Here is a 25,688-nt window from a genome sequence, read left to right on the forward strand (position 1 = left end):
ATGCCTCCTTTTTTCTCTCTTTGTTGTATATATTTTTTATTGATTCATGCGTCTTTTACGATCAATTAGATATAAACCAACACCCATAAGGATGAAGAACGCTGCCAATACATATGGAATAAATGTTGTCTCTTCATTCGTTTGTGGTAATACTTTTTGCTTAGGCTGTTCTTTCTTTGGTTGTTCTTTTGGTTCCTCAGGCTTTACTGGTTCTTGTTTTGGTTCTTCTGGTTTTGGTGGCTCTGGTTGTTTTTCTGTTGGCGGTACTACATATACTTCATTTGAAGCCAATGGCTTATCGCCACCGATGTGTAATTCACCTGTATTTGGCACGCCATCTTTCTCTAAGAATGGCGCTAATTCTTCAGTTTTTACACCATCTTTAATCTTTGCATCGATCTTCAATGTGTACGTTTGACCCGCTAAATATAAGTAGCTGTCATCTTTCTTATCAAAGACAAATTCAACTTTGTTCCCTTCAATATTCAACTTACCTGTTGTTACTTCTTTTCCTTCAGCGTCAACTAGCTTCGCTCCTTTTACTTCCAGGACACTTACTAGCTCGTCTGTTAGACGTGCTTCTTTCCATGTTCCTGTACTGTTACCCATCTTGTATGTCACATCATATACAAATGCTTCATTTTGAGCTTTTAAAGTCGCTTTTTCTACCAACTTTTCATCGCTGTCCGATACTTTCTTTGTTACTTTCGGTTCTTCTGTTGGTGGTACTACGTATACTTCATTTGAAACCAATGGTTTATCTCCACCAATGTGTAATTCACCTGTATTTGGCACACCATCTTTTACTAGATATTTTGCTAAATCTTCATCTTTTACATCTTCTTTGATGATCGCATCAATTTTTAACGTGTACGTTTGACCCGCTAAATACAAGTAGCTGTTATCCTTTTTATCGAAAACAAATTCTACTTTGTTCCCTTTAATATCCATCTTACCTGTTTTTACTTCCTTACCTTGTGAATCTACTAGCTTCGCTCCTTTTACTTCCAGGACATTTACTAGCTCGTCTGTTAGACGGGCTTCTTTCCATGTTCCTGTACCGTTACCCATTTTATATTCCACATCATATACAAATGCTTCATTTTGAGCTTTTAAAGTCGCTTTTTCTACTAGCTTTTCATCGCTGTCCGATACTTTTTTCGTTACTTTTGGTTTTTCTGTTGGTGGTACTACATATACCTCATTTGAAACCAATGGTTTATCGCCACCAATGTGTAACTGACCTGTATTCGGCACACCATCTTTTACTAGATATTTTGCTAAATCTTCAGCTTTTACATCATCTTTGATTTTCGCATCAATTTTTAACGTGTACGTTTGACCCGCTAAATACAAGTAGCTGTTATCCTTTTTATCGAAAACAAATTCTACTTTGTTCCCTTTAATATCCATCTTACCTGTTTTTACTTCCTTACCTTGTGAATCTACTAGCTTCGCTCCTTTTACTTCCAGGACATTTACTAGCTCGTCTGTTAGACGGGCTTCTTTCCATGTTCCTGTACCGTTACCCATTTTATATTCCACATCATATACAAATGCTTCATTTTGAGCTTTTAAAGTCGCTTTTTCTACTAGCTTTTCATCGCTGTCCGATACTTTTTTCGTTACTTTTGGTTTTTCTGTTGGTGGTACTACATATACCTCATTTGAAACCAATGGTTTATCGCCACCAATGTGTAACTGACCTGTATTCGGCACACCATCTTTTACTAGATATTTTGCTAAATCTTCAGCTTTTACATCATCTTTGATTTTCGCATCAATTTTTAACGTGTACGTTTGACCCGCTAAATACAAGTAGCTGTTATCCTTTTTATCGAAAACAAATTCTACTTTGTTCCCTTTAATATCCATCTTACCTGTTTTTACTTCCTTACCTTGTGAATCTACTAGCTTCGCTCCTTTTACTTCCAGGACATTTACTAGCTCGTCTGTTAGACGGGCTTCTTTCCATGTTCCTGTACCGTTACCCATTTTATATTCCACATCATATACAAATGCTTCATTTTGAGCTTTTAAAGTCGCTTTTTCTACTAGCTTTTCATCGCTGTCCGATACTTTTTTCGTTACTTTTGGTTTTTCTGTTGGTGGTACTACATATACCTCATTTGAAACCAATGGTTTATCGCCACCAATGTGTAACTGACCTGTATTCGGCACACCATCTTTTACTAGATATTTTGCTAAATCTTCAGCTTTTACATCATCTTTGATTTTCGCATCAATTTTTAACGTGTACGTTTGACCCGCTAAATACAAGTAGCTGTTATCCTTTTTATCGAAAACAAATTCTACTTTGTTCCCTTTAATATCCATCTTACCTGTTTTTACTTCCTTACCTTGTGAATCTACTAGCTTCGCTCCTTTTACTTCCAGGACATTTACTAGCTCGTCTGTTAGACGGGCTTCTTTCCATGTTCCTGTACCGTTACCCATTTTATATTCCACATCATATACAAATGCTTCATTTTGAGCTTTTAAAGTCGCTTTTTCTACTAGCTTTTCATCGCTGTCCGATACTTTTTTCGTTACTTTTGGTTTTTCTGTTGGTGGTACTACATATACCTCATTTGAAACCAATGGTTTATCGCCACCAATGTGTAACTGACCTGTATTCGGCACACCATCTTTTACTAGATATTTTGCTAAATCTTCAGCTTTTACATCATCTTTGATTTTCGCATCAATTTTTAACGTGTACGTTTGACCCGCTAAATACAAGTAGCTGTTATCCTTTTTATCGAAAACAAATTCTACTTTGTTCCCTTTAATATCCATCTTACCTGTTTTTACTTCCTTACCTTGTGAATCTACTAGCTTCGCTCCTTTTACTTCCAGGACATTTACTAGCTCGTCTGTTAGACGGGCTTCTTTCCATGTTCCTGTACCGTTACCCATTTTATATTCCACATCATATACAAATGCTTCATTTTGAGCTTTTAAAGTCGCTTTTTCTACTAGCTTTTCATCGCTGTCCGATACTTTTTTCGTTACTTTTGGTTTTTCTGTTGGTGGTACTACATATACCTCATTTGAAACCAATGGTTTATCGCCACCAATGTGTAACTGACCTGTATTCGGCACACCATCTTTTACTAGATATTTTGCTAAATCTTCAGCTTTTACATCATCTTTGATTTTCGCATCAATTTTTAACGTGTACGTTTGACCCGCTAAATACAAGTAGCTGTTATCCTTTTTATCGAAAACAAATTCTACTTTGTTCCCTTTAATATCCATCTTACCTGTTTTTACTTCCTTACCTTGTGAATCTACTAGCTTCGCTCCTTTTACTTCCAGGACATTTACTAGCTCGTCTGTTAGACGGGCTTCTTTCCATGTTCCTGTACCGTTACCCATTTTATATTCCACATCATATACAAATGCTTCATTTTGAGCTTTTAAAGTCGCTTTTTCTACTAGCTTTTCATCACTATCAGATACTTTCTTACTTATTTTTGGTTGTTCTGTTGGTGGTGTGACTTTTGGAACATTTGAAACATAAGGTTTATCGTCAATGTTTAATGTCGCTGTGTTTGGTACACCGCCATCTTTAATGAATTTTGCTAATTCAACTTCATTGGCTTTTTCTGCAATTTTCGCATCAATCACTAATGTATAAGATTTATCCGTTAAATGAGCAACTGAACCATCTTGTTGTGCAAATTCAAAAGTTACCTTTTGACCATCTATTTTTGCTGTACCTAATGAAGAAACATCTTTCCCATCTCCATCCACTAACTTCACAGCTGTTGGCTCTAATACGTTTTCTAATGTATCATGAATACTCGATTGTTTTGATTTTTGCATATCTTTAAAACTTACATTCACTTTATATTGAAATGGCTCTTTTCGTTCTTTTAGTGTAGCAAGATCCATTTTATCTTTTTCATCACTATCAGAAACCGTCTTATTAATAGCTGGTTTACAAATTTGAGATGGTGTCACTTCTACCTCTACATTTTTAACCGCTGTATCTTGGTCCATGATTCTTGCTGCGCCTTCCGCAATAAGTTCTTTTGCTTTAGCTGAATCTTTCGCTTTAACCTTATATGAAAGTTCAAAATCACCTTGAACTTTAGATAAATCCCAGTGTATTTTATTTTCTTCCTGGCTCACTTTGTCAGGCTGTATTGTTCCACCAAAACTATCTGGAACAATTTCAAAATTTTCATTTACTCGATCTTCCATGAAGTCACCCATTCCTTTACGTACAGAACGAATAACATTTCGAATCGCTTCTCCTAAATCCGCAACATTACCTGTATTCACATCAAAAAACAAATTGTTAGTAGTTGTTTGTCTAATACGCTCATTAAACAACGGAACAAGAGAATCTTTTCTATCATCTAACACTCTAGTAAAATAACTATCGTCTTCCCAATAAACTGTAGCAAATTCATATCCTTTATCTTTGACCTGTTGCGCTTTAGAAACCATGTCAGCTGTTGAGGTTTCCCAATCGTTGAAATAGTCAGCTTGATGCTTTCCTTTCATCGTTTCGTTCAGATGCATAATTCCATCTTCTCGAACGTTCTGCGCCCCATCCGTCACAAGCATAAATACCGTTTGACGATCGTTCGTATCCCCTTTTGCTTGTTCATATTGATTCAAAGCTTCTGTAAGCCCATGCCCAGTTGGAGTCGTTCCACCAACCGGCATATTATTAATGGCTTGAATTGCTGAATCAACATTACCTGTTAATGGTTGGTGTAATGGTGTTTCTAAATCCACACCAGCGGTTGCTGCTTCAGATCCGTCTGGATTTACAATCCCACGATCTCCACGGAACCCTGATACCTGAATGCGATCCATGTCAGGCCGTAACTCAGTCACTGAACTTGCGACAAATGATTTTACATCATTCCAAATCCCTTTGAATGACCCGGATTGATCTTGCACTAAAACCAAATCTAGTTTATCTTTTCCCAAAACCTTATTCCCTTTTAAAGTCACCTGATATTCATTTGCACAAGGATGACCCGTTTGGGATACATCACGATCAATCTCAGCCAATGCTCCTAAGGGATTCATCAACATAGTTGTTGTCATTGCTGATGCAACAATTTTTTTAAAACGAGATGAATGTCTCTTTGACATTTTCTCCCTCCTTATTTTATATTTTTGATTCTTAAAAGCGAAGAAACAAACAAACCAATGTTGGACTTCTTGCCTTGATATTCATATAAGACCTCCTTAAATCGTTTTTAATATAGAAAAAAGCCCACCACATAATGTGATAGGCTTTGAATTTTCCTTATGTACGTACTGAATAGATGTACATAGGAATAGAGGTAACAGAAAGTTTTAATATTATTAATGGTGGAATGGGGGATATCCCATCGTTACCTCTATTCATATAGACAACTTGTCCAACAAAAAAAGAGCATCTAGAAATAGATGCTCTTTTCAAGAATTTACCTTTGTATATTTCAAAGTCGCACGATCCGCAATACTTTTTAAAAACTCTTCTTTATCTTTTGCTTCCTCATAATCTTTCTTAAAATCTCTACCTTTGTCATAACCTTTCTTAAGATATTCCCAATCGTTTGAATCAAGTCGATTGACACGTCCTACCTTAAACAATGAGAACCCACTATCATTCATATCAAACACAAAATATTCTCCTGTTTGTACAACCCAAGGATCTTGTTCACTATGTTTATTTGGCTTCATAACTTTTAACACTTTATATTTTCCTGCTTTATATTCCGTTTCCTTGACATCATATACAGCCGACTTCCCATTGTTTTCATCTGTGTATTGCCATTTATCATCACTTATAATTTCAATTGAACTTTCACCCTTTTTCACATTATACTTACTTTTCTCTTCCAAAAATTTATCACCTTTTTTAAATTGTGATGAATCCCCACACCCTACAAGAAAAGCACTTAATAATACAAATAATATCGGTAACCTCTTTATTTTTTTCAACATTGTCCCAGCTCCCATTCTATTACCAATTACCTTCGTATATCATAACATATGGTAATACGAGACTACTTTAAAAACTTTCTACTTTTCTATAAAATTCAAATTTGATTAAATTACCCCTCACTAATGTACAGACAATCAATTCCTCTTCAGAAATTACTCCGCTTGACGACTTATTCTATTTCTTTGACAGCAGCTATATCTGTCCATTCAATACATAACTCTCCTATATTAGACGGTTCAAAAACAGTAATAAATAAATCCTCCATAGTTTTATCATCTACATAACACTTACATTTAAAATACTCATTGTTCCTTTCAATGAATGTTTCTATTTCGTATTTCTTACCTATTTCAAATAGGTTCATAATCAGTTCTGATCTACCTTTACGTTCTAAATCATGATATTTTTCACGCAGATCAAAAGCTATTTTTACATCAGTTTGATAACGTGTTCCTTCAACCATTACCCATAACATACTAAGCATAAACTTATCTAAATGGTCTTTATTTCTCGCCCTATGTGCATTTGATGCAAGTTCAATCATTCGTTCCTCTTTTGTCTCTTTAGCCAAGTAAAATCACTCCTTATATACAAAATTCAAATTTGATGAAACTCTACAGCAAGAACGGAATGAGTAAAACTTTTTTCAATACGAATCCCTTTTTCTTCGATCAGCTGCAACAACACTTCTTTTGCGAAAGGTTCATATTAACTCTCCTTTCAATCCGTTTTCACTTTCCATAAAAAACTACAAGTAATACAGCCTACTAAATAAATCATCATAAATTTGATAAAAAGATCGATAATAATATCATTCATTCCCCATTTACCTCCCCTAGTGCTTGTAAAATACAAGCTATGATTATAAGAAGGATCAATAACAATAAACTTCCTATATCTCGACATTTCCTAAACATCGACATCCACTCCTGGCGTTACAGGTGGCGCAAAGTCTTTATATTTATTTGTATCTATCGTATATTTCACAAACTTAGTTCGAATGTTCATATCTCCCCTACCCCTCTACATCTATTTTCAAATGCTCTTGTAGTTTTCTCTGTTTTCGCTTCTTCTTTTCTCGTTTCATATCTTCTATTAACCTTTGAATCTTCACCGCACTTGATTTTCCTTCAGTAGATACATTGAATATTAAACGCTCATTCTTATTATTCCCAGTCACTATAAGTTCCCCCTAACTTTGTTTAACGTACATAAAGGTAGAGGCAACAGGGTTATATACTAGGACTATAGGGTAAATAGAGGGAGGAATATAACCATTGCCTCCACCTTTATATGCATTAAAAGTCAATTTTAAGCTCCTTTCCTCAATTTTTTATTTTTATACCGCAATTGATATCCAATACTAACCATTACAGCAATCATAAAGTTTATAACGATAACTTTTAATACCATGTCCTCACCCTATCAAACTTTTTTTGACTAATACTTTAAAATCACAATCACAATTGCTATCCATAATGGTAGCACCATAAAAAGTGCATTCTTACAACCTCTTACAAATGCAAAATCATCACTTACATTCTGTTTACCATTTAATTGCTTCAAACAAAAACACTCCTTTCAAGATACAAAAAAGGAACAGAATCAAATCATGATTCTGTTCCTTTTTTGAACTTACATATACTCTTCATTACTTTAAAAATACGATCCAATGCATTTGTCTCATCAAAATCACATCACTCACAGTAAAACTTCGATTCAACACCGAAATTTCTTTACCTAATCCATACGATTCATTTAAGTCAAATAAACCGACATTTATTTGCTTTGTCCTTAAAATCTTTTCATTTTTTTTAGTCACTATCATGCAATTCAACCCTCTCTTGCCCCTCATTTCGTAAACCGAATACTGTTTGCTCTTTATCATAACGATATAGCTCTGAATACATTTCATCAGAAGGATTCATTTTAACCATATAGCGTGTTAATCCCACCATATGTACCATCGGGTGAGCTGCACTCACTACAATTTCAATACCTACAGCCTGACAACCAATTAAAATTTTAACAGCATCCATAACACGTTGATCTAACCGATCAAATGATTCCATCACTAAAATTCTTTTTATTTCATTCTTATGCTTTTTTAATTCTTTTCTAGCTTTTTTCAAGATATCAATACAATTATCTTCATCTGCACATGTATTAAAATTCAAATAATGTGTCATGATTCCTTCTTTTTCAAGTCCAATTTTTATATCTTGTAAAATACTTGTGCATGTTTTTAAGTCACCTACTACAAGATAACCTCTTGCATTTCTAACAGGTTTCCTCATAACATCTACAAGCGCATTTATATAATTATTATAATTATCCCATTTCATATTGCATTCTCCTCCACATCAAACTTCTATACGTATGAAAAAGCATAAAAAAGAAGCCAATTATCCCGAATGGCTTCTTTTTTACGATTATTAGCACGTTGCTTCTTTTTTAGCTGTACAAACTACTGTAAAACTGGCATAAAGTAGATGTACATAAGGATAGAGGTAACCATAGATATTTTTAAAGAGTAAGTGATCGACTAGCAGGACGGATTGTTACCTCTATCCGTACGTACACCTTTATTCAATTACTTCCTAGTACGTACGATATTTTTCATTTTGTGTACTTTCTTTGCACTTTCATTGGTTGTTTTTTCTCTCTATCTTCTAAAATCTTCTTGTTTCTGTGTTGAATTTCTTCAATTCTATAATAATTTCTTACTGACTCTTCCCAATATGTACACATTAGATGTACACCCCCATTAATCCTAATAAATCTAACCTCATTACACTGATACCTATACTAGATCAACCTCTCTTGTAATGTATGAAGTGTTTTGTGCAGGATAATTATCACTTACATCAAACAAATCAATGTGAGTCTTCATAATATCCATGAATTCTTCCTCTGAAATCATTTCAGGTTCAAAAATACCTTTATCCAGATCCTTTGTATAATCAACAATTTCCATTTTACTGACGCATAGCCAGTTTCTTTTAATAAATGAACATCTGGTACAATTTTAAGTATGGTATCTCTATCAAAGGAACAATCAATTAAATGCGATACATAGCATGTGTCACCATTCTTCTTATTAAGAGTTTGTACTTCTAATTCTTCTAAATCAAATAACTTTTCATCACCTTTATCATCAAAAATTTTAAACAAAATACAAATACTCGTTGAACCAATTAAATCTCCTTTATAAGAAAATGATTCACTTGTTAAGAACACACGATCAAAACCTAATCGATACTTCTTTTTTGCTCCTGTATTACTTTCAGCTGTTTGAATTCCCATCATACATTCTCCTTATCAGGTATTTTATTATCATTTATCACTAAAAAATAAACTCTTTCATGTTTGATCAATTTAATTCTGCATAAAATCTATTACATAACCTTTTGTTTATAAATTACTTTCTAAAAATTAATAAACGGTCTATTAATTCTACGATTACCAATGCGAGAAGGAGATTCTCCATTCATAAAAGTGGCGTTTTGCTTCGCTACGCCCTCGCGTTAAAGGAATGCATATACCGCTATGCGCTCAAGATACATTCTTTACATATCTGTCATGGCGCTATAATCCAATGTATAGCCCTTTAAATAGTCTGTAGCCCTTAAACTCACAATCCTTCTTGGTTCAAAGAATCTTTTGGGTAATTACTGGCATTCAGATTCCCTACAAAGAACTGCAAGTCGTATGACTTACAAATAGACCACCACTAGTGCTTTATTTCAAGCTGCTATCTTTCAAGCGGTACATTTGACCCTCAGGGTTTATTCGTGTAAAACTTCTCCCATCTTCCCACGAAATGGAGTGGCAAACAGTGGACGTGGCACTCCCCCAGCAACTATATCTAATTTTCAAAGAACGCTAGAAACCCAAATCCATAAATTGATAAATCATTAGAACTTCAATTGTTTTGATTGATATTTGAACTGCTCTAACTCTTTATTTACCCTATCAATTCATTAGATTTAGTTTTCACCTTTGTGCAGTTGTATTTCATGCACAATTAAACTGATCAAATTGTTCGTTATTTCCTTGCATATTTCACATGATTTAAGCTGCTACGAGTATTACTTTTCTTCGCAATCACTACTCCATAGCTATTCTTTACAGCTCTTATGTACCTAAAGACTTTAAATACAGGTATTTCTCGTTTCTTTTCCTGATCATACAAATTACCATTGTCTAAAACGATGTAATGTTCATCCTTAAACGTAATGACTGAATGGCCATATTTCACTAAGGTTGGTATATCCATCTCATTCAAAGGTATTATCTTATGTGTCCGATTACTAAACTCTGCTACTTTCATAATCATTTACCCCTTTCACATCACTACAAGAATGTTCTTCTTACAATCCTTGTTTCTCGTTTTTAACAAGTTTTTCAATACGAGCCACAGATCTAAACAATCAAAATAACAAAAACTTAACTATAGTGAGCAATATTAGATTTTTAACGTAAGATGATTATTTTGCATAAGCATAGAAAAAAGGCGTAGACCGTTGTTCAGTCTACGCCTTTTCTTCTTTATCCGAAGAACCACTTTAGAATTATAACAAATATGATACCAACAGCCTCAATAATTGGTATTATTTACACATCTATTGTGTATAATAATTCCTTGTTTTCATATCGAAAAACAGTTATTATTAAAGTTGTTGCATATATATTATGCAACCTAAAGTGGGCAGCCTTTCTAAACGGTTCTGTCGTTTATCGAGGTCGGAATTAATAAGAGCTCCAACTCTTATTATTCCCAGCCCATCTATGTAATTGTAAAGTGGTACGCTTGATGCAATCTAATACATCTTACTACAAACAATGGTAAATCACGGATATCGAGAAGTCAACCACAATCTAAAAAAACAGATTCACAGTACAATCAAAAATATAAGCAATACTCGATAAATCCTCATTTTCACTGACCTGAAAGTGGGGATTTATTTATTTATGGATTTTTTAGGGAACTACAATGACAAACACGTATAATCTTACTTATTCATCACTCTAAATTCACCTCGTCCCGAACGATTAGCGAATTGAGTTTAACACATACGTAGTTATATCCGAACATCATACATGAACCTCCTGAATCGAACTTACGTTCTTATTTTAACACGCTCACATCTCTTTGTTAACATAAAAACGGAAATATATTGAAATACTAATATAATTATTTTATATTTACTGCTCAAAACACCTTAGTTTGTGAATCTTTCACAAACATTTCTCGAATAGCAAAAACAAAATTTGGGAAATCTCCCTAAAAACCACGAATGCGACTGCCTCATTCGAGACAATCGCATTTAAAATTCAAAAATCAATATATTAAATTATCCAATTCCGCCACCTGGATCAGTCATTTTTGCCAGTAAATGTTGCGAATCAGTTTTTACGATTTGGCTCTCTTGTTCCTTACCATCAGTCGAAACTATTAGAAAACCAACAATCATAGCTATTCCAGTAATTATCTTTATTGTCTTTTTCATACTACATCACCCCTTACATTATACCCAATTTTATTAAATTCTTCCAACACTTTTTTAGGGAATTTGCTATAAAATCGATTTCCTGCACTCTCAAACAGCTCAATAGATTTCTCAACTAACCTTTTATTATTCGTAGCTAACCCTAAATAACAGTATTGCATAGGCGTTAAAAAACCTTGATCTCTTTCCAATTGATACAGTATATTTCTAGCCTTTTCTTTATTCCCTTTAAGAAACTCCAAAAAAGATTCTTCAGCTGGATGAAATGCTCTAATATCGTCTAAATCACATTGATTCATCATTTTAATAAAAGCATATGTGTTTAAAATGTATTTTTCTCTTTGCTTTGCTCTTTCAAAATATGATGTTTTTACCAATTCCAAAGCCTTTTTTATATAATTTGATGCCGTTTTATAACACTCAAAAGTATAGGACTCAGCAAGATATACTAATGCTGATGTTTTTAAAAGAGAATAACACCCTTCTTGATCTTTCAAATCTAATATATCCTGACATAACCTTCTAGACTCTTCGATGTTATCTCGCATTAAGTAAGCACAAGCAAGTGATTCTTTCATTCTGACTCCATAAATTGTTCTAATAAAGTCATCTGATATATTATCCACTTTTTGTTCTAATACCGCAGCATATTCAAAAAACGTATTGAATTTCTCTAAATCATACATGGTATAGCAAGTTAAAATGTCAAATAAACCATTCATTTCATTGGTTTTTATCACTTTACTTTTCTTATGTGTCTCTAATTTATCAAGTAATTCTGTATTTTGAATTGCACCGGTCCCTCGTAACCATACCAATTCATATACATAAGCCCACTCTCGATTCATTGCAAGTGATGAATGTTTCTCCCGATCAATAACTTGTTTTAAAAGTTTTAGATCACCTGTAGCATTTGCATATTCCATAGCAATCCGCAAATTTTTCTTGCTTGTTGTAACAGCACAAAACCTATGAAGTATTTTCTGCTTCTTCGCTATGTTATCCTCATATAAAATGTTAAGTAGCTTAATTAAATTCCAAAATCCAAACTGTGTTTTTCCAGTTAAGTTTTTTGAGAATGTTCCCCCAACAACTCCAATTTCTTTAGCTAATTCTTCTTGAATTCTCCTTTGGTAATCGATCTCATCAATGAGTAACTTCAAAAAGCTTAATAATTCTTTTTTCTTCTCTTCTTGTTTTCTCTCAGATATTTGATTCATAGTTATTACCCCTCATGGAAACAGAACAAGAGTGTAGCGACCACTCCTTTTATACAAAATATACCCTTATGCTACCTACATTACGAAGCATAATCCCCAGAGCTTTTTTAAAAATTATATTATGCTCATATACATAAGTATTTTAGCACAAAGATATCATGATATTTACAACTGTAGAACAATTGGTCCGAAAGAGAACAAATAATCATCATGAACTACGGCATATCAACGTTCCATCACTATATGTAATTCTGCATAACATTTAATATGTATATAAAGAAAGTTAATTGTATTTATCATTTTCCGACAGAAGACACCTTCCTCAATTTGCGTGAAGGTGCGATAGCACCAGCAAATAGGTGGGAGATGAATATGGGGTACAGCCGAGATACGTGTAAAAACAGGTCATAGCCTTACTTTTATTTCCAAATCGGTTTGAAATCGGGGTTTTCTCTATTATTTTTGAACTTATTGTCATACACCCTAATCATACAATTGAAACGAAGTGTTTTAAGTAGCTAACTAATAGATGATTAGGGTTAAGCCATAATAGACAAAGTGTAGCTTTAAAATAAAGTCATGATGTTTTTAAGAAAGGCGCGAAATTTTGAAAAAAAGTTGCGGCGTTTCTTAAAGGTTGTTGTTTTATAATTAAAAACAGAATCCGGAACGTACGTTTGTTAATTTGGGATTTTCTGTTATAATTATATTAAATTAGCTTAGAAAAGAGGGGAAAAATTGAGTGAGATAAAAAACATAATTAATAATTTTAGTCATTATTCATCTTGGTTAAGCACTTTAGAAGAAATCAATGAAACATTATGGTCTAAACCGATAGCCGAGGGTAAATGGTCTGTAAGTGAGATAATAGCCCATATTATGAATTGGGACAATTATCTATTAACAGAAATCTTCCCATCTGTTCAAAATGAAAAGGGAATGGAGTTTCCAGATTTTGATACATATAATAAACAAGCATCAAACTACGTAAAATCAGGCGTATCACAATCAAAACTTCTTGAAAAAGCAAAAGATACAAGGGGATTACTTGTAAAAGAACTTAACGAATTGCCAACCGAAAAGTTAAAAAATCCATTAACAGCAAACGGTGTAACGCATTGTCCGCATACTGGAACCCCTTATTCACTTATATACATTGTTAAGGAATTTACAGATCATGATAACCACCACAAAAAACAAATTATACAATTCTTAAGGGAAAACAACTTGGACTAATTCAATCACGGGTTTTGATCATATTGCACATTTCTAATTTCAAAAACGGGCGCATAAGTAACATATGAATCATAGAAATAATCAAACTTTTTTATAAAATTTAGTAGTATAGAATAACTAATCCCAATTATTTTGATTAATTTTTCTTCAAAATAATTGGGATTCTTTTATGATAAAATCAGTTTTTTTAGCTAGTTTTAATTAAACCTTATTCCAAATCTACACAAAGACAAACTTTTTAATGCAAATAGACGAAATGATATCTATAAGCTCAATAAGTTTTGTCTGGAAATAAAAGTAAGCCTATGACCTGTTTTTACACGTATCTCGGCTGTACCCCAATATCGGTTGGCGTAAGACAAAATGTTTGTTACCATATACTTGTACAGATTGCTCTTTGAAAACTGAAGATATGAGGTTGGTTGCAGAAAAATCGTTGCAACCGTAAAATTTTCAACGTTCAATCACCCCACGCTTGCCAAAGTTGCGAAAACCAAGCTAAAGTAGGAAGCGTGGTGAGTCAACGTGCAAGATACTTATGTTCTCACCGTAGGAACTGCGGACAGAGCCTGCTAAGATAACTGGTGATTACATCGGTGTTCGCAGGAATCTCCCACTTCAAACAGACCGCAGGGTCGTTAAGTGGGGGTAGTTCAAGAAAAAAGCTTGCTTAAGATTTCCCTTGTTCATAAATCAATTCATCATGAACTCCCTGGTTATATAACCAGGGAGTTCATCTATACACAACTTAAATTTTTTCCTACATGTTATTCATTTCCGTTTTACATCAAAAAGATCGAAGACGCAAATTTCCAACTAAAAACTACTCATTATCCGAATTTCTCAATGCTTTTTTTAACCGTTTATTTTGCAAATACAAAGTCGGTTTAGTATCAAATACCCCATGTTTTATATATGCATATGACTCCTTAAACACTGTTACCTGACTACCTTTCTTCTCATCAATCATTAATAAAAACCAATACTTTTCCTCATCAAGAACAACTCCTGATAATTCTTTCCCACTCTCAAATACAACACTGATTGAATCCCCCACTGAAAATGTAAATTCTGTAGGTTTAGCGTATCCCTGATCTTTCATCTCAACTGTATAAAAGTCATTCACTAATAATACCGGTTCAACCTTTTTATGCCTCACATATGAAATCGCACTTTTCATAACAGTAAAATACGAACCTTTTTCTGTTTCAACATAAAAATAAAAAGCTCCTTCAGATAACAAGGTACCCTTAATCCCCTTACCATCTTTAAAATAACAAGCAATTGTTTCTCCTACATAGAACGCAAAGCTTGTACTACTATCAATATCCTTGCTAGATCGCTCTTCCACAGTTGGTAATTTATCATGCTTTATATATTTAATCTCAGGAAGATTCACTGTTACCTGATACTTTTCATCCTTCTCTTCCACATCAATTACCAAATAATATTTTTCAATACTGGAAACTATCCCCTTTATCAATGAATCTACTCCAAAGACCTTAACAGACACTGCACATCCCCTCATAAATGCAAAAGAATGTCTATAACGTCCATTTTTATCTCGTTCTATAGAATAATTCTTATTCATAAATTACACTCCTTAAATGTAAATTTGTATTGTAGTCTATTTTTTTTTTGTAAATAACTTAAGATGGTTATGTAATAAGCTAAATTAATACATAAATTCCCTTGTAAAAATAGATACTTTCTGTAAATTTCACGTACCATAGTAAATACAAATCCCCCATATAAACACCAATAAAGATTAAGTATATAACATAACGCCATAGCCTTACTGAACAGGACAAGTATCATAGATATATTATGTATTGGCAGAGTGGACAATTAAAGTTTAACCAGCTGGCAACCCTTCAAAGATGCTGTAAGACTCTTGTGTTTCCGCTATAGCGCTATTGTTTTTGATTTCTGATATGATACTGCCCAATTGAGGGTATAATTTTTCGAGATATGATATGTAATTTGTTCTTTTTTTGCTTTTTTCTCGTAATGCAAATGAGATTAACATGCCGATTGTTGAAAGACCAGTTTTTGCATATTTCCCTTTGCCTTCTACCGTCTTAAAAATCTTCTTGCTGTTCTTCAGAACTGTATTAAGCGTGCTTCTAGCGATGGAAAGTTCCTGGCATAGTTCATTTTGTGAAAAGTATAGTACCGGTTTGTTCTTAGAATGCATTGATAAGAAAGTAATAATATCCGATTCCCACTCATGCCAATGAGAGCGCACACGATCGTCACGCTTTTTCTTATGTTTTCTCCAAAGTACAGATGGTACTTTTTCTGAATTCATTGCTTTTGTGTTTGTATATGTTTCTAATAATCGATTGATGTAATCACTATGAGCTGCATGGTACTTTCCTGAATAAGCAGACATAACACTTCCTCTTACCTCACAATGATCTAAAGGCATATCCAGGTTACTATTAAATTGATCCATCATGTTTAAAGTATCTTGGATTTTCACTTTACTTTGGAAGCAAGCTAAAGAAAGGGTGAAAATAGCATTGTTTCGCCCTGCTCTTGTTTGTTTTGGCATGATGTTTGTACAATTCATTACTTGCTTAAACCAAAATTCATCAATTTGTTTTGGTTGTTCTACAGGTTCATTTTTAGAAAAGGGAGTTTCAAGTACATTGTTTTCTCCTGGACCCACAATAAAGTCTTTCCCTTTATTGTCGTCTTGTCTTTTGCTCCACTCCTGTAACTGTCTGAAAGAATGCACATTCTCCTCAAAAAACATAACGATATTTTTTTCTGAAGGCATTCTGAAGAAACCCAAGTGATTGCATGTTAAATCAACTTTTGGTAAATGTTCAGCGAACATTTCTCTTAAATTTTGAGAGATTCTTTTCGCTGATTTGATCGCAATATAATTTTTGTTTTTACTTACATATACTGCTTGTTCCAACACATAATACACTTGATAACCTTTTGTTGTTTCAAGAATCATAGTAGGTACACCGATGCCATTATTTAATGCTACATCATTAATAGCAGCCACAGGGAATGATTTAGAATCAATATCAATGACAAAGCAATTAATTTGTTGCAGGTTTTTCTCACTATGGCCTGTAATTGTACGCAGTCCACTCTTGCTATATGTACCAAAGTTGTATACATTCGGTGTCCAATGAGAGGCTTGTCCCACATGATCCAGTACAGCTTCTTCAGAAGTTAATACAACACCACGAGTACCAAAATCAGCACTTAAATCTTCTTTTTTACGAGTTATGAAGATTGAACCACGCTTGTTTTTCTTACCATTTACGATTCTTTCTTCAAATTTTTCAATTCCTTTTAAAGCTACTAAACTAGCTTTAGAATTCTTTGCTTTATATTTTCGTACGCCATTATGTAGTATTAATTCAATCGCTTTTTCTACTGTATTCATGTGAAACCTCCTCTCTTTACTAGATTTTGAACAACCAAAAAAGGTGAGCAGTATTTACACTGCTCACCTTAAATAAATAAACCACCCGAATTTGTATAGAAAGCCAGAAAAAACCATACTTAAATATGCTTGAGAATGCACTTAAATAAAGGTTTCTGTCTTTACAAAACAGAACTAATTAACTATACTAAAAAGAGATATTTTTTATCTCTAATAGAATAGTTAACTAGAACGGAGGGAAGTTTACATACTGGTTGTGACAGTGTGTAAATGGAATATAAGATGTATCCAGCAACTTATATTCACCTGAGTAAAGTCATTTTCATGATAACTTTACTCAATCTGTCAAATTGAGACCTGAGAAATCTCAACTAGACAGCCGTTCTTATTTTTTATGTAATTTTGTATTGTTTAATCTATGTAAGTATCGATTTAAAATTTATTTTTAATTAATATATAATCGAACTAAATCGTATTGTGTTGAAAAACTTGTTGTATATACCGTACAACAAGTTTTTTTGTTTGTAAATAACTATATAACTCGTAAGATCTCTCTCTATTAAAAAATAATACCCTTTTTTTATAATTTTATACTTTTATAATAGTATAAAAATCTCATTTTTAAAATATATATATTATATTTTTTTATGAAATTATAATTTTATAAAATTATAATTTCATATTATTATAGAAAAAACAAATAACAAACCCTATTATTAAAGGGTTTGTTAAAATGATTCCCTTTGTACATTATTAAATTTATAACGAAAAGAAAACTTTTATAAATTTATAAAAGTATAAATTTATACTGTACTATTGTCTAATTGTGGTATAAAATAAAAGTATAAACTTATAAAAGTATAAAAAAACTTTTTTTACGAGGTGACGGAAAATGTGCAAAGTAATCACTACTGGGAACTTTAAAGGCGGAGTTGGAAAAACTACAAACGCTGTAATGTTAGCTTATACATTCGCGAATCAAGGGAAGAAAACTTTATTAGTAGATTTAGATCCACAAGCAAACGCTACTGATCTATTACTCAATACAATGAAGAAAGTATATTCAACAGAGCCGGAATTCAAAAAAACATTAGCAACGGCTCTTATAGATGAAAACTTACAAAGCGCATTAATTCATGTTTTACCTAACTTAGATTTACTTCCTTCTTACGAAGACTTACAAACATACGAAAAATTCCTCTTCAAAAATTTTGAAGACGACTATTCTCAAGATACTTATTTCGCAAAACAACTAAATACAATTAAAAAAAATTACGATTATATTTTCATTGATGTTCCACCACAATTGAATAAATTCGCAGACAGCGCTCTGGTTGCAAGTGATAATGTAATGGTTATTTTACAAACACAAGAAAGATCACTGAAGGGCGCTCAAAAATACATCGAACATGTACTTTCACTAGCAGATGATTATAATTTACCTTTAGAAATCATTGGAGCATTACCAGTCTTAATGCAAAACGGTAATGAAATCGACAAAGACATACTTCAAGAAGCTGAAGAAATTTTCGGGAAAGCAAATGTCTTTAATACTACCGTCAAACAAATGGCACGTTTGAAAAGGTTTGACAGAACAGGAATTACTTATAATATGAAAGATATACATGATAAAAACGTTCACGTTGTATATAAGAATATAGCAAATGAAGTTGAAGAAAGAATTCATATATTGGAAGGAATGAAGTAATCAAATGAACATAAATAAAGATGAGATAGGTTTCAGAAGAGAAAAGAAAACAGAGGGATCTGAAACATTTACACCCGAGAACAAAGAAAATCAAGATCGCACTTTCCCTGAAGATGGAAAACTCTTTGAAAAGCCTAAAAGAAAGCTCACTACTAAAGAATTACCAAAATCTTTCCGTGTCTCATTAGAAACACACACAGCAATATCTACACTTGCTACAATCGAGGATATGAAAATTTATGAAGTCATAAATATGTTAATAGAAGAAAAAGTTGCCTCATTACCAACCCCAAAACAAAAGCTAGTGAAAAGCGCTGTAAGACAAGTACTTGAAACAAAGAAAAAAGCAAACAAGGTATAAAGGTAAAACTTTATACCTTTCCAAATAGACCTATTTATAATTTTATAAAATTATAAAATAACGTATAGAACTCGAACACTTACATATGTTTCCCTTGCAAATGGATCGAAGAAATTAGATTAGGTGAATTGAAAAAATTATAAAACTACAACTACATTTATAATTTTATAAAATTATAAATGTATAAATATATAAAATTATAAAAAGGAGTGGTACCATGAGAACCCTCGGTATTATAGGGTTAGTTGTTATAGGATTAGTATTTTTTAATGTGATTTCTCTACATACAATTGGGACATTGTCTCTCATAATTGGATTTATAATAGCAACAGGAATAGGTGCATATGTCCTATATTATTTCGCTCTCCGTTTCCTTGTACTATTCACTACTATTGTTGGGATTATTATAGTTATTAGCTTAACTGCTTATGTCGCTGAAATTCTAATATAATTCAAACTTCAAGCTGGAGGATTCAATATGGATCTTACTAAGGAATTAGAGACTATTTTAAGATATAATCACTTAAAAACACATATATAAAAGGAGAAATGCAAAATGAACTATAAAAAATCAAATATATCTATCGAAAATATTGAAATGTTAAAAACGTTATCTCACCCAATTCGTGTTGAAATTATAACAATTCTTATGCAGCATAACACATTGAATGTTTCAGAACTCGTTAATAAACTACATATACCACAATCAACAGTTTCACAGCATCTTTCTAAAATGAAAGGGAAGATATTAAGATGCGATAGAAGAGGTTTAGAGGTGTATTACTACATAAGCAATCCGAAAATCCCACAGATCATTGAAATTTTAGCATCTACTAATAAATAATCTTATTCTAAAAGGAGCATTGAAATATGAATGTTGCAAAAGAAAATAACAACCCTATTTCTTTCTTTGATAATTTTTTCGAAAATCACCCTGTCAAAAATGATGTATTTGTAATTGAAGCGAACGACAGATACTTCTTTTTCGAATACGACACTATAATTGATATGATAAAAAAATTCACCCCAAAACAGCAAGACTATATCAGAAGACAACTGAAATTTTATAATTACTTAAATCAGGATTTAACAATCTGCTTAATGCAAATCGCATCTGATTATATAAGAAGACTTGTAGGAGAGCATAATAAAATAGAGTGCAAGATCCTACCCTTACACTCTATCTATAAAAACTAAGCGAAAGGAAGTATTACCCTTTGCAAAACACCAAACCCATTATACTATTTAAAGAGATATTTGTACAAAAAAAGTAGATTTAAAACAAGTTATAAAAAAAACACACTCCAGAGAGTGTGTTTCTTTTATAATGGTAACCCTGCCATTATGCCAAAAGTAGAAAGTAAAATCAAAAATTTACCTGCTACTTCTACTATTTTACTTTCTTCTAGTAAGCAAACGCTTCCTATGAAAATTGATAATAACATATTTTCACCTCCTAAATTGAGCTCCTAAATTGAGAGCTTGCTTGTTTGGAATCTTAAACCCCTATCTCAATTTAGTCAGATGGCTATTCACATGTCTCTTATCCATAAAATAGTATATAAATATGATATCAGAAATTAATACATCCCTCAACTACTTCAACCGTCTAGCAATCTCATAGATTACGGAATACTAACAGAATTCCCCGCCTGGCGGTGCAACTTTGCATTTTATTTTTTCACTTCAGTCCATTTAAAATTAAATTCTCCACCAAAATCATTCGTAACAATACCTTTGATAGAAGAACGTTGTAAATATGACCGACCCAGTTGATAGAAAGGAGCTACCACACCATCTTCTAACAAGATTTTTTCCGCTTGTATCATCGCTTCCCAACGTGCTTTTTCATCACCAGCTAAATCAAATTTCACCTTATGAATTAGTTCATCATATTGCTTATTTGAATACTTATCAAAGTTATATGTACTATCTGTCGTGAATAAATCTAAAAATGTAATAGGATCAGGAATATCGGGAGCCCATACATCTACAGCTATGTCATAATCACTACTTAACAGTAATTTTATTTGTTGTTGACGTGGCTGCGCCTTTATATTCACTGTTAATCCTTCTAAATTCTTTTCTAATTCACCTTTTAGATATTCTGCATTTTTCTTTGCTATTGCATTATCACTCGTAAGCAATTCTAGTGTTACTTGGTCTTTTCCTAATTCCTGTTTTGCTTTTTCCCAATTCTCTTGTGCTGTTTTCACATCATCCTTTACTAGACTTCCATTCTCTTCACGGAAATCCTTGCCGTCTGGACTCAATGCAAATTTTTCAGGAATCAAACCGTAAGCTGGACTAGATCCATTATTTAATAACGTATCTACAAACGCTTTTTTGTTCATCGCTTCACTAATTGCCAATCGTGTATATTTATTATTCAAGACTTCATTCTTTTGATTTAAGCGTAAGAATTGAACTGCCACTTCACCTCTACTATGAAAATCCTTACTGTCTCTATATTTATCAACAAATTCACCTGTTAATCCTACACGGTCAATTTGACCCGATTCATATAAATTTACTTCTGTTGATTTATCTTTCACAATATCAAAATTAATTTCATCTAATTTAACTGTTTTAGCATCCCAATAAGTAGGATTCTTTTTTAGTTGGAAACTTTGTTCATGTTTCCATTTATCTAGCTTAAACGCACCATTATAAATCATATAATTTGTTTCTAAACCATATTGTTTTCCCTGTTCTTCAAAATACCTTTGATTGATTGGTAAAAATGTAGGGAATGCTGTTAAACTCACAAAATAAGGAACAGGACGCTCCAATTGTACTTCTAGCGTTTGTTTATCTATCGCTTTTACACCTAATTCATCTACAGATAATCCTTCAGCATTAATTTTCTCTGCATTTTTTATATCAAAGAATAAAAATCCATATTCCGCTGCCGCATTAGGATTCACCGCACGTTTCCAAGAAAACACAAAATCGTCAGCTGTAACAGGCGTTCCATTTGACCACTTCGCATCTTCTCTCAAATGAAATATATACGTTTGCTTATCATCGCTAACATCATACGTTTTCGCTACACCTGAAACTAGCTTGTTCCCCTCACCTAGCGTATATAATCCCTCAAATACGTTACGCATAACATTCATAGATTCTCCATCTGTCGCTTTCGTAACATCCATGGTTGGAATTTCTGCAATGAACGGCAAATTAATAGATTGTTTCTCTGAAGCCTTGTCATTCGCTTTCGCCTTATTTTCCTTATCCTTTTCCCCACTACAAGCTGTTAGTAATAAACTAGCACTTATAATTGTTGTAATAACCGTTGTAGTTTTCCCTCTCATTTGTTCTCCTCCTATATATATAAGATATTCCCTATTATATATATTACTATATTTAACAATATAAATAATTATTGATAATAGTTTATGTTTTAATTATGGTACGTGAAATTAATATAATCGACCACTAAAATATGGATTATTATCTAGCAAAAGAAAAGGATTCATTTTAATTAAAGTTTAATCAAAATGAATCCTTTTTTCTATTAATTTATTATGATTTATAAAAAAGTTCAGCTGAATTCTATTTAAGAACGAATAACTTAAAAACATTTCTATTAGTAAACTCTTGAAAAATCATCCTTTGTGATAACCATTAGCAATATAAATATATATCATACCAATAGGGGCAATTAATGGACTAAACATATAAAGAACCATTATTTTGAATAATTTCCACATTAACATAAAGGGTAAAGCTAAAATAATAAAATGACCACCCATAATGGTATTAATTAAATCGTCCCACACTACTGTTGCAAAAGGGAATAAAAGCCCTGCTAACAAAAAATATACTGTCGTCATGAATGAACTACTATGTCCATCTGTAAAATTCATATATAGAAAAAAACCTGTTACAACAATTGAAATAATATATGATTTTACTAGATATTGAGTATTAATCCCTGATAATAATCTTTTAAAAATATCTATGATTTTAGACAAAACAACTTCTCCCTCTATATGGAAATTTCTTAACTTCTTCACATTACCATATTTTACCCATCATGTCCAAGTCAACTAATATTTCAAGCGGTAACGCTAGCATTTCGGAAAAAAACCACGCCAGGATAGGGATGTATAAAAAAATGAATATAGTCATAGAAAAAGAAAAAGACAGATCCCCACTCTCACAAGGAATCCGCCTTTTTCTTGCTACCGATAATGAGACGTTATGTTAACCTTACATGAATACGGTATACATACAAAAATACAAGAAAATTGCTTATTTTAAATGATACAATAAGAAATAGGTGGTGAGTGAAATATGACAAAAAAAACGGGTTGGACTAGTCTAATAGGATTAGTCTGGTTAGCAACCATTGCATTACTTTGGACAAACTTTGCTAAGTTGATTCCAAATAAAGTTGCTTCTCTAAGCATCTTTATTATTATGATTGTCATTGCAGCAGGAGCTAGTCTGACAGGACTTTACCGACTTAAAAAGAAAAAATATTGAGAACGGATCGTACCTCTCTCCAAATGGGGAGGGGTTTGCTCTAATATTAAAAATCAGCTTCCAATAACGATAATTATGTAAATAAGCTGTCCATATGGGCGGCTTATTTTATTTTTTGCTTAGCGTGGGGTTTTTCCGAAATGCTAACGTTACCACTTCAATACTTAATTTGAAATACAGATTAGACTTTTATAATATCATTTCCAAAATTTCCACCAGGATTTCTCCTTCCCTTTAGCGGCTGCCACTTCCTCCTGGGCCGATATAATAACCCTTTTAGTTTCCTGCATTTCTCTAATGACTTTCATCAGATTTTGGTCTCTTTGCTCTAACCTTTTCTCTATCCTTTCCTCTCGTTCTCTTTGTTCCTGCATTCCTTCTTCAATCTGTTTATTCCTTTGATCTATGCGATCCCCTAGTCTCCGCTCCATCTCTAGTAAATTCTTTTGTTGTTCCTGGTTTATCTGTTCTATCATAGCGCTATATTGTTGTTGAAACTGGTACTGGATTTGATAAGGAATTGGATCTACACTCTTTAATTCTTCCTTCTTATCAGCGATTCCAAATTGCTTCGCAATCAGTTTAGCGGCTTTTTCTAAGGTCATGCCATCCTGCTTACTCAACTCTACTAACTGTTCAATAAGCAAAACATCAAACTCTGTATACTCTCTTCTTCCTCGACTACTCTTTTTCACATCATACCCTTCACGTTCAAGAACATCTGAGTACTTTCTAAGCGTGCTGCCACTCACTCCTAAACGTTTATAAACCTCATTAGCGGTGTATACTATCTCCGTTTCTGCCATAGCGCTACGCCACCTCCTACAAGAAAAATTCAATGAATGAGGACTAATACCTTTAATAATCAATCGACGAAGCTCGTACTGTCTTTGCAATGTTTTGTCGAACCTACAATGCTAAATTACACCCACTTAATTTTAATTTACTTATAGTCAAATTATATTTCCGAAACCCCTTATAAAAGAACGTAAGTTCGTATATAATAAGAACGAACGTTCTTTTACTTTAGGGAGGGATCACAGTGTATGACTATTCAATATTACCGAATAGAATCATCTTATGTGTTGATTTACGAAGCTTTTACGCTTCAGTTAGTTGCATCAAAATGGGGTTAGACCCCCTTCATACAAAATTAGCTGTAGTCGGTGATGTTAATAGAAATGGCTCAATTGTCTTAGCTGCAACTCCACCATTAAAAGCAATGGGTGTGAAGAAGATGGCAAGACTATACGAGATCCCTCGGCAAAAAGATATTCTTGTTGTGAATCCAATTATGGGAACTTATATAAAATGCTCCAATTACATAACGAAATTAGCTCTACAATACGTTCCCATTGAGGATTTCCACCAATATTCCATCGATGAATTCTTCATGGATATTACGGATAGTATTCATTTGTTTGCAAATGATCCATATGAATTTGCGTTAAAGTTCAAACGTGAGATTTATGAGAAAACACGCATAGAATGCACAATAGGAATCGGTCCTAACCCATTGATGAGTAAAATCGCATTAGATGTGGAAGCAAAGAAAACAAAAGACTGCATTACATATTGGAAATACGAAGATGTACCCACAAAATTATGGTCGATACGACCACTCAATAAGTTTTGGGGGATTTCGGGTAAAACAGAAGCAAAGTTAAATCGAAAAGGAATATATTCGATTGGGGACTTAGCACAATACCCTCTCAAGTACTTAAAGCAAAGCTTCGGGATCATTGGCGTAGAAATGCACTTACATAGCAATGGCATAGATTT

The 25,688-nt window shown here is 33.0% G+C and carries 24 protein-coding genes and 1 pseudogene; 8 read left to right on the forward strand and 17 right to left on the reverse strand.

The window, feature by feature from the left end; genetic code table 11:
• Window positions 1-36 precede the first annotated feature (36 nt).
• The 11 genes from FT637_RS24560 to FT637_RS24605 all read right to left on the reverse strand — a co-directional run bounded on the left by FT637_RS24560 (window position 37) and on the right by FT637_RS24605 (window position 12,695).
• A complete protein-coding gene (locus FT637_RS24560; protein WP_227493942.1) occupies window positions 37-5,121 on the reverse strand; it encodes an isopeptide-forming domain-containing fimbrial protein in 5,085 nt (1,694 codons plus the stop codon).
• A 309-nt stretch (window positions 5,122-5,430) separates the two neighbouring features.
• Window positions 5,431-5,961, reverse strand: a complete 531-nt coding sequence (locus FT637_RS24565) for a DUF5512 family protein (protein WP_193648516.1) — start codon at window positions 5,959-5,961, stop codon at window positions 5,431-5,433.
• Between the two features lie 170 nt (window positions 5,962-6,131).
• Window positions 6,132-6,533 (reverse strand): hypothetical protein, encoded by a 402-nt coding sequence (locus FT637_RS24570; RefSeq protein ID WP_193648517.1) that lies wholly within the window; start codon window positions 6,531-6,533, stop codon window positions 6,132-6,134.
• A gap of 444 nt (window positions 6,534-6,977) precedes the next feature.
• A complete protein-coding gene (locus FT637_RS24575) occupies window positions 6,978-7,142 on the reverse strand; it encodes a hypothetical protein (protein ID WP_193648518.1) in 165 nt (54 codons plus the stop codon).
• A 260-nt stretch (window positions 7,143-7,402) separates the two neighbouring features.
• Entirely contained in the window at window positions 7,403-7,528 is a 126-nt protein-coding gene (locus FT637_RS30360) for a hypothetical protein (RefSeq protein WP_264675744.1), read from the reverse strand.
• A gap of 85 nt (window positions 7,529-7,613) precedes the next feature.
• A complete protein-coding gene (locus FT637_RS24580) occupies window positions 7,614-7,790 on the reverse strand; it encodes a hypothetical protein (protein ID WP_193648519.1) in 177 nt (58 codons plus the stop codon).
• Entirely contained in the window at window positions 7,777-8,307 is a 531-nt protein-coding gene (locus FT637_RS24585) for a hypothetical protein (RefSeq protein WP_193648520.1), read from the reverse strand. The genes FT637_RS24580 and FT637_RS24585 overlap by 14 nt, the downstream gene beginning before the upstream one ends.
• 574 nt (window positions 8,308-8,881) lie before the next feature.
• Window positions 8,882-9,268: a hypothetical protein gene (locus tag FT637_RS24590; protein ID WP_193648521.1), complete on the reverse strand. Its 387-nt coding sequence runs from the start codon at window positions 9,266-9,268 to the stop codon at window positions 8,882-8,884.
• 742 nt (window positions 9,269-10,010) lie between these two features.
• The gene (locus FT637_RS24595; protein WP_193648522.1) at window positions 10,011-10,295 is read right to left on the reverse strand and encodes a hypothetical protein; all 285 of its coding nucleotides are present in this window, start codon (window positions 10,293-10,295) and stop codon (window positions 10,011-10,013) included.
• Window positions 10,296-11,319: 1,024 nt separating this feature from the next.
• On the reverse strand, window positions 11,320-11,475 hold the full coding sequence (locus tag FT637_RS24600; RefSeq protein WP_193648536.1) for a hypothetical protein: 156 nt from the start codon (window positions 11,473-11,475) through the stop codon (window positions 11,320-11,322).
• Entirely contained in the window at window positions 11,472-12,695 is a 1,224-nt protein-coding gene (locus FT637_RS24605; RefSeq protein WP_193648523.1) for an AimR family lysis-lysogeny pheromone receptor, read from the reverse strand. The genes FT637_RS24600 and FT637_RS24605 overlap by 4 nt, the downstream gene beginning before the upstream one ends.
• Window positions 12,696-13,433: 738 nt before the next feature.
• On the opposite strand from FT637_RS24605, the gene FT637_RS24610 reads away from it, so the two are divergent.
• Window positions 13,434-13,931 carry a DinB family protein gene (locus FT637_RS24610; protein ID WP_193648524.1) on the forward strand — a complete coding sequence of 166 codons (498 nt, stop codon included), beginning with the start codon at window positions 13,434-13,436 and terminating at the stop codon, window positions 13,929-13,931.
• Between the two features lie 823 nt (window positions 13,932-14,754).
• On the opposite strand, the gene FT637_RS24615 is transcribed toward FT637_RS24610, so the two are convergent.
• Window positions 14,755-15,522, reverse strand: coding sequence for a hypothetical protein (locus FT637_RS24615; RefSeq protein ID WP_193648525.1), 768 nt, complete (start codon window positions 15,520-15,522; stop codon window positions 14,755-14,757).
• A 264-nt stretch (window positions 15,523-15,786) separates the two neighbouring features.
• Window positions 15,787-17,343, reverse strand: a complete 1,557-nt coding sequence (locus tag FT637_RS24620; RefSeq protein WP_193648526.1) for a primase C-terminal domain-containing protein — start codon at window positions 17,341-17,343, stop codon at window positions 15,787-15,789.
• 892 nt (window positions 17,344-18,235) lie between these two features.
• Here FT637_RS24620 and FT637_RS24625 point away from each other — a divergent pair.
• The 5 genes from FT637_RS24625 to FT637_RS24645 all read left to right on the forward strand — a co-directional run bounded on the left by FT637_RS24625 (window position 18,236) and on the right by FT637_RS24645 (window position 20,609).
• Window positions 18,236-19,051 (forward strand): ParA family protein, encoded by an 816-nt coding sequence (locus FT637_RS24625; RefSeq protein WP_193648527.1) that lies wholly within the window; start codon window positions 18,236-18,238, stop codon window positions 19,049-19,051.
• 4 nt (window positions 19,052-19,055) lie between these two features.
• Complete coding sequence (locus tag FT637_RS24630) at window positions 19,056-19,412, forward strand: hypothetical protein (RefSeq protein WP_193648528.1); 357 nt, start codon at window positions 19,056-19,058, stop codon at window positions 19,410-19,412.
• 217 nt (window positions 19,413-19,629) lie between these two features.
• On the forward strand, window positions 19,630-19,863 hold the full coding sequence (locus FT637_RS24635; protein ID WP_193648529.1) for a hypothetical protein: 234 nt from the start codon (window positions 19,630-19,632) through the stop codon (window positions 19,861-19,863).
• Between the two features lie 105 nt (window positions 19,864-19,968).
• Window positions 19,969-20,256 carry an ArsR/SmtB family transcription factor gene (locus FT637_RS24640; RefSeq protein WP_193648530.1) on the forward strand — a complete coding sequence of 96 codons (288 nt, stop codon included), beginning with the start codon at window positions 19,969-19,971 and terminating at the stop codon, window positions 20,254-20,256.
• 26 nt (window positions 20,257-20,282) lie between these two features.
• Window positions 20,283-20,609, forward strand: a complete 327-nt coding sequence (locus FT637_RS24645; protein WP_098362195.1) for a hypothetical protein — start codon at window positions 20,283-20,285, stop codon at window positions 20,607-20,609.
• Window positions 20,610-20,734: 125 nt separating this feature from the next.
• Here FT637_RS24645 and FT637_RS30365 read toward each other — a convergent pair whose 3' ends face one another.
• The 3 genes from FT637_RS30365 to FT637_RS24655 all read right to left on the reverse strand — a co-directional run bounded on the left by FT637_RS30365 (window position 20,735) and on the right by FT637_RS24655 (window position 23,392).
• Entirely contained in the window at window positions 20,735-20,857 is a 123-nt protein-coding gene (locus tag FT637_RS30365) for a hypothetical protein (RefSeq protein ID WP_255262133.1), read from the reverse strand.
• Window positions 20,858-21,085: 228 nt separating this feature from the next.
• Window positions 21,086-22,729: a peptide ABC transporter substrate-binding protein gene (locus tag FT637_RS24650; RefSeq protein ID WP_193648531.1), complete on the reverse strand. Its 1,644-nt coding sequence runs from the start codon at window positions 22,727-22,729 to the stop codon at window positions 21,086-21,088.
• Window positions 22,730-23,023: 294 nt separating this feature from the next.
• Window positions 23,024-23,392 (reverse strand): hypothetical protein, encoded by a 369-nt coding sequence (locus FT637_RS24655; RefSeq protein ID WP_193648532.1) that lies wholly within the window; start codon window positions 23,390-23,392, stop codon window positions 23,024-23,026.
• A 322-nt stretch (window positions 23,393-23,714) separates the two neighbouring features.
• Between FT637_RS24655 and FT637_RS24660 the strand changes: the two genes are divergently transcribed.
• Entirely contained in the window at window positions 23,715-23,906 is a 192-nt protein-coding gene (locus FT637_RS24660) for a hypothetical protein (protein ID WP_002162179.1), read from the forward strand.
• A 197-nt stretch (window positions 23,907-24,103) separates the two neighbouring features.
• On the opposite strand, the gene FT637_RS24665 is transcribed toward FT637_RS24660, so the two are convergent.
• Window positions 24,104-24,712, reverse strand: a complete 609-nt coding sequence (locus tag FT637_RS24665; protein WP_193648533.1) for a DUF3967 domain-containing protein — start codon at window positions 24,710-24,712, stop codon at window positions 24,104-24,106.
• 236 nt (window positions 24,713-24,948) lie between these two features.
• On the opposite strand from FT637_RS24665, the pseudogene FT637_RS24670 reads away from it, so the two are divergent.
• Window positions 24,949-25,688, forward strand: a pseudogene (locus FT637_RS24670) (DNA repair protein); the annotation flags it as partial.

The sequence above is a fragment of the Bacillus cereus genome (assembly GCF_015071065.1).
Lineage (GTDB): Bacteria > Bacillota > Bacilli > Bacillales > Bacillaceae_G > Bacillus_A > Bacillus_A cereus_BA.

Bases quoted from the DNA above. Each gene is read 5' to 3' on its own strand.
- FT637_RS24620 (WP_193648526.1), bottom strand. From the start codon at position 17,343: ATGAATACAGTAGAAAAAGCGATTGAATTAATACTACATAATGGCGTA.
- FT637_RS30365 (WP_255262133.1), bottom strand. From the start codon at position 20,857: ATGTTATTATCAATTTTCATAGGAAGCGTTTGCTTACTAGAAGAAAGT.
- FT637_RS24640 (WP_193648530.1), top strand. From the start codon at position 19,969: ATGAACTATAAAAAATCAAATATATCTATCGAAAATATTGAAATGTTA.
- FT637_RS24565 (WP_193648516.1), bottom strand. From the start codon at position 5,961: ATGTTGAAAAAAATAAAGAGGTTACCGATATTATTTGTATTATTAAGT.
- FT637_RS24580 (WP_193648519.1), bottom strand. From the start codon at position 7,790: ATGATAGTGACTAAAAAAAATGAAAAGATTTTAAGGACAAAGCAAATA.
- FT637_RS24660 (WP_002162179.1), top strand. From the start codon at position 23,715: ATGACAAAAAAAACGGGTTGGACTAGTCTAATAGGATTAGTCTGGTTA.
- FT637_RS24590 (WP_193648521.1), bottom strand. From the start codon at position 9,268: ATGGGAATTCAAACAGCTGAAAGTAATACAGGAGCAAAAAAGAAGTAT.
- FT637_RS24630 (WP_193648528.1), top strand. From the start codon at position 19,056: ATGAACATAAATAAAGATGAGATAGGTTTCAGAAGAGAAAAGAAAACA.
- FT637_RS24595 (WP_193648522.1), bottom strand. From the start codon at position 10,295: ATGAAAGTAGCAGAGTTTAGTAATCGGACACATAAGATAATACCTTTG.
- FT637_RS24650 (WP_193648531.1), bottom strand. From the start codon at position 22,729: ATGAGAGGGAAAACTACAACGGTTATTACAACAATTATAAGTGCTAGT.
- FT637_RS24635 (WP_193648529.1), top strand. From the start codon at position 19,630: ATGAGAACCCTCGGTATTATAGGGTTAGTTGTTATAGGATTAGTATTT.
- FT637_RS24585 (WP_193648520.1), bottom strand. From the start codon at position 8,307: ATGAAATGGGATAATTATAATAATTATATAAATGCGCTTGTAGATGTT.
- FT637_RS24560 (WP_227493942.1), bottom strand. From the start codon at position 5,121: ATGTCAAAGAGACATTCATCTCGTTTTAAAAAAATTGTTGCATCAGCA.
- FT637_RS24605 (WP_193648523.1), bottom strand. From the start codon at position 12,695: ATGAATCAAATATCTGAGAGAAAACAAGAAGAGAAGAAAAAAGAATTA.
- FT637_RS24665 (WP_193648533.1), bottom strand. From the start codon at position 24,712: ATGGCAGAAACGGAGATAGTATACACCGCTAATGAGGTTTATAAACGT.
- FT637_RS24645 (WP_098362195.1), top strand. From the start codon at position 20,283: ATGAATGTTGCAAAAGAAAATAACAACCCTATTTCTTTCTTTGATAAT.
- FT637_RS24625 (WP_193648527.1), top strand. From the start codon at position 18,236: ATGTGCAAAGTAATCACTACTGGGAACTTTAAAGGCGGAGTTGGAAAA.
- FT637_RS24600 (WP_193648536.1), bottom strand. From the start codon at position 11,475: ATGAAAAAGACAATAAAGATAATTACTGGAATAGCTATGATTGTTGGT.
- FT637_RS24615 (WP_193648525.1), bottom strand. From the start codon at position 15,522: ATGAATAAGAATTATTCTATAGAACGAGATAAAAATGGACGTTATAGA.